General features: G+C 42.4%; 6 protein-coding genes. 1 reads left to right on the top strand and 5 read right to left on the bottom strand.

Annotation, left to right across the window (positions count from 1 at the left end; all coding sequences use genetic code 11):
• Window positions 1-55: 55 nt before the first annotated feature.
• From PY364_RS11200 to PY364_RS11210, 3 genes are all read right to left on the bottom strand, one after another.
• Window positions 56-7,315 (bottom strand): S8 family serine peptidase, encoded by a 7,260-nt coding sequence (locus PY364_RS11200; protein ID WP_275522565.1) that lies wholly within the window; start codon window positions 7,313-7,315, stop codon window positions 56-58.
• Between the two features lie 544 nt (window positions 7,316-7,859).
• Window positions 7,860-9,464, bottom strand: coding sequence for a DUF3466 family protein (locus PY364_RS11205; protein WP_275522566.1), 1,605 nt, complete (start codon window positions 9,462-9,464; stop codon window positions 7,860-7,862).
• Window positions 9,465-9,872: 408 nt separating this feature from the next.
• Complete coding sequence (locus tag PY364_RS11210) at window positions 9,873-10,949, bottom strand: hypothetical protein (RefSeq protein ID WP_275522568.1); 1,077 nt, start codon at window positions 10,947-10,949, stop codon at window positions 9,873-9,875.
• A gap of 164 nt (window positions 10,950-11,113) precedes the next feature.
• Between PY364_RS11210 and PY364_RS11215 the strand changes: the two genes are divergently transcribed.
• Complete coding sequence (locus PY364_RS11215; protein WP_275522570.1) at window positions 11,114-11,305, top strand: hypothetical protein; 192 nt, start codon at window positions 11,114-11,116, stop codon at window positions 11,303-11,305.
• A 200-nt stretch (window positions 11,306-11,505) separates the two neighbouring features.
• Here the strand turns inward: PY364_RS11215 and PY364_RS11220 are convergent, their stop codons facing one another.
• A complete protein-coding gene (locus PY364_RS11220; protein ID WP_275522571.1) occupies window positions 11,506-11,829 on the bottom strand; it encodes a contact-dependent growth inhibition system immunity protein in 324 nt (107 codons plus the stop codon).
• Complete coding sequence (locus tag PY364_RS11225) at window positions 11,826-12,230, bottom strand: RNase A-like domain-containing protein (protein WP_275522572.1); 405 nt, start codon at window positions 12,228-12,230, stop codon at window positions 11,826-11,828. Before PY364_RS11225 ends, PY364_RS11220 begins: the two co-directional genes overlap by 4 nt.
• Window positions 12,231-12,459: the final 229 nt, after the last annotated feature.

Raw genomic sequence — 12,459 nt, forward strand, 5'->3', positions numbered from 1 at the left:
CGTAGGGAGAGGGCAATACCTGTTGGTGTCAATTTAAGCTGAAATCCGCCAGGGGTTAAAACCCCTGAATACCAACCCCTCCAAATGCACCTGTACCTAAAATTGTAAATCTGCCTTCAGGAGCAAATGTTGAACCTGCAAAAGCAGTATCAATTGCCTGTGTACTCCAGTAATAAGTACCCGGTTTTAGATTCTTAAGCGTCCAACTTGTATTTTGATTGACATTACCAATTTGAGCTACTTTGCGCGTTCCATTGCTATTAGCCATTGGAGACATAATATCCGAACCTCCGGGAGTTGTTCCTACCCGCAGATTATAAGTTAAAGCTGTTTGTGGTGTTTCAGCATCAGTGGCAGGTTTCCAGTTTAGGGTGGCAGAATTGCTATTAACTGAAGAAATAGTCTGTCCGTTATTTGTTATGGTGAGAGAACTACTACTAATTGAAGAAGTAAGCCCTGTGGGTGTTGTCGGAACAGTATTGAAAGTTAAACTGTTATTTCTGTAAACTTTGGTAGTCCCAGATGAATACCCATCGGGATTGCCTGACAAAAGAATATCTAGGGCTCCATTATTGTCATAGTCTCCCCAAGTTACTGAACTGCCAAAAACTCCTTGTAAATTGGTACTAACATCAGTAAATTTGCCACCATCATTGCGGTAGAGTTTTGTTGAGGAAATACCGGATGGAGTATCACCTGATAAAAGAATATCTAGGGCTCCATTATTGTCATAGTCTCCCCAAGTTACTGAACTATCGAAAACTCCTTGCAAGCCAGCGTTAATATCAATGAAATTGCCATTATCATTGCGATAAATCTTAGAAACAGGAGATCCACCGTTGAATCTCCCAGTCAAAAGAATATCTAGGTCGCCATCATTGTCATAATCCCCCCAAGCTGCATCACTGGAAGAAACGCCTGTCAAGGCAGCGTTAATATCAATGAAATTGCCATTATCATTACGATAAACCTTAGAGATACCTGATGGTGATGAACCGGAAGTACCTGTTATGAGGATATCAAGGTCGCCGTCTTTATCATAGTCTCCCCAATCTGCTGAACCATCGAAAACTCCCTGTAAATTAGCTAATATATCCGTAAAACTACCATTATCATTACGGTAGACTTTTGTAATACCACCAGCAAATGCACTACCTGTCAAAAGTATATCAAGATCGCCATCATTATCATAATCTCCCCAAGTTGCTGAACTATCCGAAACTCCTTGCAAGTTAGCACTGATGTCGGTAAAATTACCATTATCATTTCGATAAACTTTTGATACTAAGTTGAAGGCATCATCCAAACCTGTGAGCAGGATATCAAGATCGCCATCACTATCATAATCTCCCCAATCTACTGAACTACTAGAAACTCCCTTCAAAGCAGCATTAATGTCGGTAAATTTGCCATTATCGTTTCGATACACTTTGGCTATAGAGTTTTGACCATTAATGCCTGTGAGAAGGATATCAAGATCGCCATCACTATCATAATCTCCCCAGGCTGCTGAATTATAGTAAACTCCTTCCAAGTTAGCATTAATGTCGGTAAAGAGTTCTGTCGGTTGTGGCTGAATTGCAATACTCTTAGCAAACTCAGAAGTGTTATTATTCGGGTCAGTAGCAGTAGCACTAATAAATTGACCACTGGGAACAGCTAACGGTAAATTGACAGCCAATGTAGCATTCCCATTGCTATCAGTTGTTACATTCTGGAATCCAAGGAACTTCTCACCCTCACCATAGCCAGAAGCATCGGTACTTTGATTAGAGAAAAACTCTACTCTGAGTGTAGTATTGGGAGTGCTGTTTATTTTCCCTTTAATATTTGTATTTCCACTGCTAGAAATAGCTGAAGTCAACTCAGGGAAATTTTGTAAATTGTTAACGCCTGTGTCGCCATCCCCTAAATCATTCGCTGTCACTCCATTATCTCCTAAATCAATTCCCTCGCGATCGTTCGCCAAGATAGAATTAGATAAAATAGCATTGCCATTTGCACCAGAACCATTAACATGGACACCATTTTTACCGTTCCCGAGTATCAAGTTACCCGCCTCAATCGTTGTCCCGCCAACCGTGTTATTAATTGCGTCCAAAATAGAAACACCACTATTTGTATTGCCTAAATCTTTAGCCCCCGTGATATCGCTACCGATATAGTTGCCTTGAACCAGGTTGTTATTAGCAGTTAAGTCCTTAATGTAAACGCCAACGTTATCATTGCCAGAGATGATGTTTCGCGATCCAACCGTTTTACCACCAATAATATTATTAGGTGTCCAAACTGATATGCCACTAAAGAGGTTGCCTAAATCTTGAGTACCAGTTACATCAGTACCAATGAAGTTTCCTTCAATGATGTTGCCACCCTTATCAGTTAATCGGATACCGTCAACACCAAAACGGTTAATAGTTAATCCTCTTACTGTACTGTTTCCGGCAGAGATATATAAACCATCCACTGTCACATTACTGCCATCTAATTCAATCACTGGCCGATCTGAAAATCCAGGCTGAGTCGTTCCATCAATAATCACTGAATCGGTAATCTGTGGTAGTGGTGATAGTGGTAGTGGTTTAATAGTAAAAGAATTTGTGCTACTATTATACCCCGGATCGGTGGTAGGAATCTTAAATATAACTGTATCTTTACCCGGATTGCTATTAGCCCAAGTCAAAACAGCCCGTAAACTGCCAGCACCATTATCTTTCGTATTAGTAACAACATTCGGCGGCTCATCATTGTCCGCTATCGCCACTGTCGCACTACCATCTTTCCCAATAGTATAATCTTGACCTGCTGATAAATTTACTGTTGCCTTTTCTTCTCCTTCCACTGAATTATCATCAACGGGAATGATCGGAATTGCTATACTCGACTGACCAGCAGGAATCGTGACACTTCCGCTTAATCCCTGATAATCTATCCCCTCATTCGCTGTTCCTCCCACAGAGTAATTGACCTTCAAATCATATTTTGTATTGCCATTTCGAGTAATAGTCACCGTACCTGGATCGCCACTTTCTGAAGCATTTGCATCTGTCGCCTGGATAGATAAAGTTGGCTTGGCTCCGTAAATATTCAGTTTCCAACTATGCCAGAATCCCTGAACTTGATTTCCGTTTTCATCAAGCACTTCTAATGTCCATTCACCCTTAGAAGATTCACCCCAATCGCGGTTAGAAGTGAATGTCCAAGGCGTGCTAGATTCAGGAATGATTGGATAGTTATTGTTAGGATTTATCCCTTCTGATATTGACTGTACTAAAAACGAATCCGTACCGTCGGGCGATTTCAGTTTAACAGTTAAATCCCTCCAGTCTTTGTGGTCAGCATCAAACTCAACCTCAACTTTCTCAACGTTAATATCTTGATTAATCTTGACTGTTGATGACAAACCTGTTTCTCCGCTGTCATTAGGAATAGTTTCTATGACATTTTGTAAGTTAGAATTAACCTCAACTTCCTGAGCAACAGGAATCCAATCGGCGGCTTTTTTCACGGCTGCTACTGGATCTACAGCCCCAAATCCGTATTGGTGATTAACCCAATACCCGCCTCCATTCTTGTACCAATCTGGATCGTTAGGGTCATTTTTCTGAGCAGTTTCTACTAAGATATACTGCACGTCCCGCCAACTTAAAGAGGGATTTTTTTCCAACATCAAGGCAACAACCCCAGATACAAAAGGCGCAGCCGCTGAAGTTCCGCCAAAGCCAGTGGTATAATCTTTTTCATCGTACCCTCTAGTGCCTTGCATATCTGCTGTCGTAATACCGATTCCGTTGCCACTTGAATACGCAGATACCAACAGAGAGGCTCCCGGTTCGCTGTAAACTGATTTGTAGCCGCGATTGTCGATCGCTCCTACTGCGATCGCATACCGGGAATTAGCCAATCCGTTATAGTTAACATTCCCACCATCTAAGGCATCATTGCCCCCAGCATAGACATAGATATTACCAAGCCCGCCGCGACCCTCCTTGACTCCCTTCGCCATCGCGTCCACACCTGGCCCAGAGTCGCTCAGCCAATTCTCATCTTTCCAACTATTGTTATAGATATCGATCGACTGATTGCGATTTTTGCCAGACAGATCGTAAAGCGCATTCCCTAAATCCAGATCGTTAAATCCATCAGCCACTAGCCGCAATCCAGCGAAGGAAGCTTTCGGGGCAACCCCGCTACCTTGATAGCCATTAGAACCGTTAGCGACTGCTACCCCTGCCACCGATGTTCCATGAGGGTTGTAGGTTTGAAATTCCAAGCCAAACTGATTGAGTTTCCCAGTGTTTAGCGGAGCTCCGTCTCTAATCCTTAGTTGCCAAGAACCAGGAGCCCACTGGTTATTAAGGCCGGCTAGAGGCCCCTGCGGTTGAAAGTTGCCCGTCAAGGGTGCAAAGGCTGTGGTAATTGGAGTTGTTGCTTCATCGTCAAAGTTTGTACCAGTGAAGTTGCTACCTCCATTTTCGATATTTTGGAATAATTCAACTTCAGGTGGCGTAGAACCTGGATCGCCCGGTCTGGGCGAACGATTGCGCGATGCAGCCACGAAAACGAGGGGGTCGAACATGGGTTCTTTGGGACTCACCAAATACCCTTCTAATTCAGATACTTTGGGGTGCTGGATATCCAGTTGAACAAGGTTCACGTCCGTTACAACTCCCGTCAGAGGCACCTTCAAAGAGAAATTCATCTGCTGGAAATCTCTGATTTTATTGGATGCCCAGTCTTTCTTAATAACTGTCCCCTGGTAAGTGGGTGAGGGATCGGCATCTTTTTGGTTGAAGTCCCAACTTAGATCCGCTCGATAATTATCAGCCAATTCTGGGTGCGTGTACTCAAAGCCATCATCAACAATGCCAATAACTACACCCTTTCCTTGCGCCATCTCCCAAGCTGCCATAACATTAGCGTTTGGATTCACGCCGGTTTGTAAATGCCACTGTGTTCCATCTTTAACCAGAGGTTCATCCTTGGGTTCCGATAGCAATTCTGGCTGTCTGGGAACAAGAGGATAGGCAAACTCCACCCCACTCAGAGATAGTAAAGATTGCTGCACTAAGAGTGGATCGCTATTTTCGGGAAATTGCCAGCGGTAGGTGTTGGGGATTTGTCCGGTTGCGCCACCATCTACAGCACCTAAACTGCCAGCCAACTGCTGAGAGGAAGTACCAGGAGTCAGCCAAACCAACCAATCCCGCGTTTTAGCCAGTGTTTCTGGATCGTATTTTTCTAGGTTGGCTGAACCTACTATTGCCAACCTAAGTTTATCGGACAACTCACCTTCACCCGCATCGGTAATCAAGGCAAATTTTTCTGCCGCTAATGGACTAGCAGCACCCTCTTTGTCATAAGCTATCCCTGACAATTGATAACGCCCTGGTGCTAAGGTGCTCAAAGCATTGCTAAAGTTAAATCTACCCCGACCCTTACTATCGCTTTCAAACTCGGTTACATCATTTGTAATCTCAATTTTTTCGCCGCTTTCTTTTTGTAACCAAAAGTCAACTCTATCAATGTCACTCACGCCTTCAGCATCAGTTACCTTAGCATACTCAAAGCTAATTTCTTCACCAGTTGTATAGAGTGGTAAAATTCTGAATTGTAAGTCACTTGGTGGGGTATTAACTAAGAAGTTACTGAGGATTTCATTACTGGCTGCACCAGAATTATCATAGGCAATGGCTTTTAATTGATACTTCCCGGCATCTAAACCATTCAATTCATAATCAAACTTAGCCAAGTTATTATCTAAACTATCAGGAGTGAAATTAGTAGCATCACCAACTTTTGCCCATTCTCCTCCCTCTTTCTCCAAGTAAAATTCTACTTTAGCTACATCTCCCGTTCCATTTTCATCAAAAATTTGACCATTTGTTAGTTTAATCGCCTCATTAGGTTTAACAGTGGTTGGCACGCTAATTTGTAAATTTTCCGGTGATTTGTTAACAGGAACCGGTGGTGCTGGTGTTAGCCCAGGCGTTGGTGTTGGTGTTGGTGTTATCCCAGGTGTTGGTGTTATCCCAGGTGTTGGTGTTGGTGTTGGTGTTGGTGTTGGTGTTGGTGTTGGTGTTGGTGTTGGTGTTGGTGTTGGTGTTGGTGTTATCCCAGGTGTTGGTGTTGGTGTTGGTGTTGGTGTTATCCCAGGCGTTGGTGTTGGTGTTATCCCAGGCGTTGGTGTTGGTGTTGGTGTTGGTGTTATCCCAGGCGTTGGTGTTGGTGTTGGTGTTATCCCAGGCGTTGGTGTTGGTGTTGGTGTTAGCCCAGGTGTTGGTGTTATCCCAGGTGTTGGCACAGGCGTGAGTGTTGGCAAGGTTGATTTATTAACATATTCAATTAATTTCTTGCCAGTTTCAGTATCAGTCCAATCCTTAGCAGGAGCGATTACATCTTTCACCCAAACTGCTTTGCCCGTTGCACCCGTCACATTGAAAATGAAATCATTATAATCCTTATCTGAAGTCCCATCAGCTCGTTGATCTTCGATTGCAAATGCCTTTCCATCACCAGTAACATCTGCTATTTGACCATACAACCAAGCATCATTTGGATTACTGCTAGATAATGAAAACAATGGACGTTTTTCTCCAGTAATATCAGGATTATTAAATACATCCTCCACCGCACCATTAGGCACTAACATCACAGCAAATGCCTTGCCGGGAGTCATCGCAAAAGTTTTCACTCCCTGATACTGCCCTTTATTAAAATCCTCTTCTCCTAAACCGCCACTCAATTCTGGGATTGCGCCTTCTGTAGCATCAGAAATTACGATATGACCTAATTCAGAATTACTCCGTGCCCGACTTGCTGCTTCCTTAATAAATTCCTGAGAACCAGGAATAAAATTCTCCATCCCATCCAGACTAAAAATGGCTATTTCTCCTTGATATAGGCCACCATCGTGAAGGAAATCGAAGCCAACTTTACCGTTTTGATCGGTGATGAAATATCCATATTCAATATTCATCCCCGTTAACGGATCGACTTTCCCATCTGGAGTGATACTAACTTGATATTGGGTGTCGCCAGCAATCGGAGAAACCTTTAAACTATAGTCTGCAACACCTAAATTATCAATAATAAAAGTGCTTGTACTTGTGTCGCTAGTTACAATACTTTTAATTATCTTGCCTTCTTTGTCCTGCACTTCAACTCTGATCGGCCCGCTAAAACCCGCCGCAGAGATGCGGGTTTTACCCATAATCGAAGGACTGAAAAAATAGCGATCTATGGGGTCAGCTTGCCCCGTGAAGTCGATGTTAAGATAGTTATCTGTGAGACTACCGATTTGAATATTGGACATTTTGCACCCCGATCAAGAAAGTTATGTTGACAAAAAGTAACTGTCCGGAATGTGAGTAGGCGTAGCCAGCATTAGGCATCGCTTTTCGCGATCTCATAACCTGGCTGTCGATCATCTGGGAGCTCTGGCCTACCATCTATCTATCTGGAGCGAAGCCTTACTTTTTATGCCGATCGCCTGTTTTTGTAATAAAACTTTACAAATAACTCTTTTTATCCAGGCTTTAGTGAGAAATAAATAGCGATCGCCTTTGTGGAGTCTCATTATTAGGGATTTTATCGCTATGTAAATCAATGTTTTTATGAAGCTTTGATAAAGTTTTTATAAAGATTTGATGAAATTTCAATCGACCATTATATTTTGCGCTGCTGTTTTGCGTAAGTCCTATTGACGTTAAAAGCAACTAAGTAGTCGGACATAATATATTGCTTGTCATTGCGAGGAACGAAGCAATCCGAAAGCCTTGTGATTAGTTTGCTTCGCGCCTCGCAACTCGTTGCAACTCCTCGCAATGACATAGTTACGTTTATTTATGTCCGACTACTTACACATCCTTCGCGATCGCAACTTCTGATTTACGTTTACGCTTGATCAATAGTCCACCAAACAAAGCAGCAGAAGTTACTATTCCAGCAATTTCTGAAGGTTCGGGCACAGCCTCAATTTCTTCTTGATCCATCGCCCGCATCTTAAAAGAGAATTGATCCTGATTGGATTCTAATTTAATCGGGAAAGCTACCGGGTTTTTCGGGTCAATTGTTGCGTCGATGCCAGTGACGCTAAACTCGGAGACACCGTAACCAAGTAAAGCTACAAAATCGACTACTTCATTAGGCTTGAATTTGCCGATTTCTTTGCCACCAACTAAGACACTGAAAAGTTCGTCAGCATCAATACCGCTAGGTAAACTGAGAATTTTGGTAAATAATGAGGGTTCTTCTGAAATTGTCTCAGCAATGATTTCATCGCTACTAGAAGCCGCATTATCACCAATTTTGAATGTAAAACCAGCAGCCGTTGGTGGATCGAACCAATGACGATTTAACACATTATCAAATTGATACCACTTATTCTCGAAATTATTAGGTAAAAATGGATTTCGCTGAGAAGTGCCGGGGCGCGGAGTGAGGAGAAAAGAATGAATTTGACCCGTTGGACGGTAAAGGCCTTTACCAAGAATTTGTCCGCTATCGTTAATGTCACTTACTTCCTGTAAAAACCAGTCCTTACCATAAGGAAACAGGCTATTGAGGTCAGCCATCTCGCCATCTTCCCAGATGAATGCGTGAAGTAGCCCACCATTGCCAGTAGTGGTATCACTACCTACTACTTGCCCTTTATTGTTAATAGCAACCGCAAAACTTCCGTTGCCGCCGAGTGTGCCGAGGTCTGTGATTTGACCGTTTGACCACAAGGTAGCACGACTATTAATATTATTTGCAGAATTGCCAACTGCTTGCCCAGCATCATTGATATCATAAGCTGTACTTTGCTTATATCCTAGCAGAGTTCCCAGGTCAATCATCTTGCCATTTTCCCACTGGAAAGCATGAGTTGTGCCGAAACGAAGACCGGAATAACCAACTACTTGCCCTTGGTTATTGATTGCCTGGGCTGCTGCTGCATCGTAACCAAGAGTACCGAGATTGATCATCTCCCCGTTTTGCCAGAGAAAGGGAAACCATTTCTCTTGAGAAATCACAAACCTACCAACTATTTGCCCAGCATCATTGATGTCATTTGCGCTACTGCTGATGCCACCATTATAACCGAGATCAGTCCTTTGACCGTTTTCCCAAAGATAGGCATTATCTATCGAATTTCCACTAAGATAACGACCTACGATTTGACCATAATTATTGATTTGGTAAGCCCAAGTGCTGCCTGTTACCTCAGTAAATTGACCATTATCCCAGATCGCAGCACTACCACCGCGACCAACTAGCGCTTGTCCGAGATTGTTCATACCATAGCTACTTCCAGGGCCGAGATCCTGAATCTGATAGGAAGAGAAACCAGTATGAAGAGTTTGGGCATTTACCGGTTTAATCGCGATAAATCCTAATAGGCTGAAAGCTGTCAGGGACAGACAAGTTTGAACAAATCTGCTGAAGGGATCTGGTTGAAACATTTTGTTTGATTTTTTCATGTGCACCTCTGAAAAGAAATAAAAGTTAAGCGTGTGTCTACCAAGAAACTCTGTCTCTAAAATGCGATCGCGTTTCTCATTCTAAAAAATAGTTATCTGTGAGGCTACCGATTTGAATATTAGATATTTTGCACCCCGATCGAGAAAGTTATGTTGATAAAAAGTAACTGGCGGGAATCTGAGTAGGCGTAGTCAGCATTAGGCATCGCTTTTCGCGCTCTCATAACCCGGGCTGTCGATCGCGTGCGATCGCTGTCTACTATCTATCTGGAGCGAACCCTTACTTTTTATGCCGATCGCCTGGATTTGTAATAAAACTTTACAAACAAATCTTTGTATCCAGGTTTAAGTGAGAAATGAATAGCGATCGCCTTTGTTAACTCTCACTATTTAGAGAGTTTATCGCTATTATATCGATGTTTTTATAAGCTTTGATAAAGTTTTAATGAAGATTTGACGAAGTTTTAATCGAATGTTATATTTTGTGCTATTGCTTTGCGCAAGTTCTATCGCGATCGCAACTTGTGATTTACGTTTACACTGGATCGACAGCCCAGCAAAAAAAGCAACAGAAGTTACTATACCCGCAATTTCTGAAGGTTCGGGAACTGCTTCTGCTTCTTCGTTAAGTAGTGCGTGCATATTGAAATTAACTGTCTCCGTATTAAAATCAAGTTTTATCGGAAATACAGCAGGATTGCTTGGATCGACATTTAGACCGGTAACACTAAATTCTTTAACGCCATTACCGATAAGTAAGTTACCCAGCAAGGTGCTATAATTGCCAAAGTTAACGCTATTTCCGGCGGTGAATTTACCCAAAATAACATCTTTTACTAACACAGTAAAAGGCTTGGTAAAACCAGTGGGAAAATCAAGAATTTGAGTAAATACAGAGTCTGAAGTCATCTCGTATCGAAAACCGTAAGCTATTGGTGGATCGCTCCATGTACGTCTGGGAACATCTGTAAATTCCCACCTATTGGGTAGAGTTACATTTGGCATAATGGGATTTTGTTGAGATGAACCGGGCTCGTTAGCTAAAAGAACTACTGAACCATTTGCATTTGTATGATAAACCCAATTTTGTTTACCGCTTTCAACATTAACAATCCAACCATCCACTAGAGCCGATGTATACCCATAAAATGGTTTATATACTCCCATAGAACCATCTGTCCATGTGACTTGGCGAACGCTGGTAATTTGCAAGCTGGAAACTGGTAAACCAAAAGTTTGAGCGAAACTTTCTAAAACGGGGTTAGCAACTTCTGCTGGCAATTCAGATATTGGGACTGTCCGATCGAGAGCAATTCCGTTGTTGCTAGATATAGGTGTTACTTCTGGTATATTAAGCGGCTGTTGTTGACTGAGAGTAAGGCTTTGTGCTTGAACAGATTGGGGTAGGGAAAGAGCGATCGCACTTAGGAGACTTAAACCCAAACTGAACGGATATAATTTTTTGGCAAAGGTAGATGCAGACATCAGGGTAATTTTTATGAAAGATTAAAAGTTGACAGTGGGCGAGTGTTAAAGGGCGATCGCCAGATCGCACCTTTGAGGCCAACCGTTACTTATCTATTGGGAGCGATCGCCTAGTTTTATGCAAAACGCGCCCTAATCTTCATAAAACTTTACAAATCAGAGATTTGAGTCGGGAAAAGTTGACTCAGGAGGCGCGATCGCTTTTGTCTGAGGGAAGAGGCGATCGCCTTTCTCCATCCCCAAAAAGCGATCGCGTGGAGTTAGAAACCGGGTTTTTGCACAAGATATCGGTGTATGGCAAAGGCGATCTGAAAAACCCGGTTTCTTTTATTTGGGCAAAGGGCGATCGCTCTTAAGAACTATACTCGAAGGCGATCGCGTGGAGTGAGAAACCGGGTTTTTGCACAAGATATCGGTGTATAGGCAAAGGTTATCTGAAAAACCCGGTTTCTTTTGTTTGGGTAAAGGGCGATCGCAGAAGCTTTATTGTTGGCGCGGTATTGATGTCACGACTCTATCCCGAAAAAGCGATCGCCCTAACATCAGTGTGTCTTACTTAACCAATTTTTACAGTAACTTGCAGCATTTTTTTGAGATAGCTCTGTAGCCAATCTAGCCATTTTCTATTAGACATTTTTTGAAATTCGGGATTGTAGCAACATCCTAAATCATATATTAAAATATTGCTTAGTTCTTTTTCGTCAAATTTAATGGCTAATAATTTATCAATTTCTTGGCAAACTTGTTCAACAGTAGAAGATTTAGCTTCTAGTAAAAAGCGATTTAAAACCGCTTCAGCATCGGTATCTTCAAGATCCCAGTCTTGGTGAAAATATCCACCAAAGAATTGGTCAAGGTTCGGGAATTGCTCTAGGTTCATGGCTCTGGATAGGCGGTAAGAATGTAATATCCTAATGGTGAATTTGCATCAGGTTTGAGGACGACTGAAACTCGGTTAGCTGGTAATGTATTTGTAGCACTGCGAGCTAGGCTAATGCCAATGGGACTACTAAAATTATATCGAATTCGGAGTGCTTGGGTAGGATTTTTACTCAGCCATGCAGAAATTAGGAGCTCGTTCGCTTGAATTGCCTCTGATATGGTGGTTTCTGCTGTGCTGCGATCGCAGAAGGTAGAGGTAATCATAGGTTTTGGATCGTTGGCGAGTCGGTTGGCAAGTTCAGCTTCTGTCAAAGCAACGTGCTTGGCGAGGGTATGACCTCCCGCTTGTTCATGGGATGTTAAACCTCCACCGGGAACTAAGGGACTAGAATTAGACAAGGTTAGTTTTTGGATTGATTAGACTACGTAAAATTTGATGGTAATCCAGTTTAGGATATTTTGTGGAGAGAAAGTTTTTAGCAAAAAAGCGATCGCTCTTTTTACAGCGTATTCCAGGTTTATGAAGTACAGTAGCAGCAGCTTGTAAACCAGTTTTTGAATTGCTTAATATTGACCAAATCAAGCGCAGTAGCAAGTATTACGTCAACCATCTTGGTAGTAGTTGGCG

The sequence above is a fragment of the Kamptonema sp. UHCC 0994 genome (genome assembly GCF_029167235.1).
GTDB lineage: Bacteria > Cyanobacteriota > Cyanobacteriia > Cyanobacteriales > Microcoleaceae > Kamptonema.